Raw genomic sequence first — 425 nt, 5'->3', positions numbered from 1 at the left:
GTCCTCCGGAACAGGTGACATATAAGACAGCACCTAACATAATGAGAATAATAACCCATAGCGGAGTTGAACTAAATAAGGCTAAAAAGACAAAATCCGCATATTCCCTTAAAATGATGCCGGTTACGGAAATCCACATGAAAAAGTAAGGGATCAGGATGATTATTCCCAGCCACTTTCCGAGAATCGACTGACTGAATTGAATAAAGGTTTGCTCCGGGTAAAGGAGACTTAATTTAACGGCAACAAAGGTGGTGCATAAGCTGACCAGGCTTGCAAAGATCATTGAAAGCCAAGCGTCTTGTTTGGCAAGAAATACGGGGTTCGAGACGGTGAATAAGGCTGTCATCCCAAATTCCATCGTGAAAATCAGCCAAAATAGTTGATGTCCGGAGATTTTCATTTCTTAATCTCACTTTCCTTTA

General features: G+C 41.2%; 1 protein-coding gene. It reads right to left on the bottom strand.

The window, feature by feature from the left end; genetic code table 11:
• A partial coding sequence (locus KVT27_RS23770) for a GerAB/ArcD/ProY family transporter (protein WP_217582086.1) occupies positions 1 to 403 on the bottom strand: 403 nt, incomplete at its 3' end.
• Between the last annotated feature and the right edge of the window lie 22 nt (positions 404 to 425).

The sequence above is a fragment of the Lysinibacillus sp. GbtcB16 genome (assembly GCF_019091145.1).
GTDB classification, from domain to species: domain Bacteria; phylum Bacillota; class Bacilli; order Bacillales_A; family Planococcaceae; genus Lysinibacillus; species Lysinibacillus fusiformis.
Note: the sequence above shows the minus strand (reverse complement) of the source record. Positions and strands in the feature narration are given on the sequence as shown.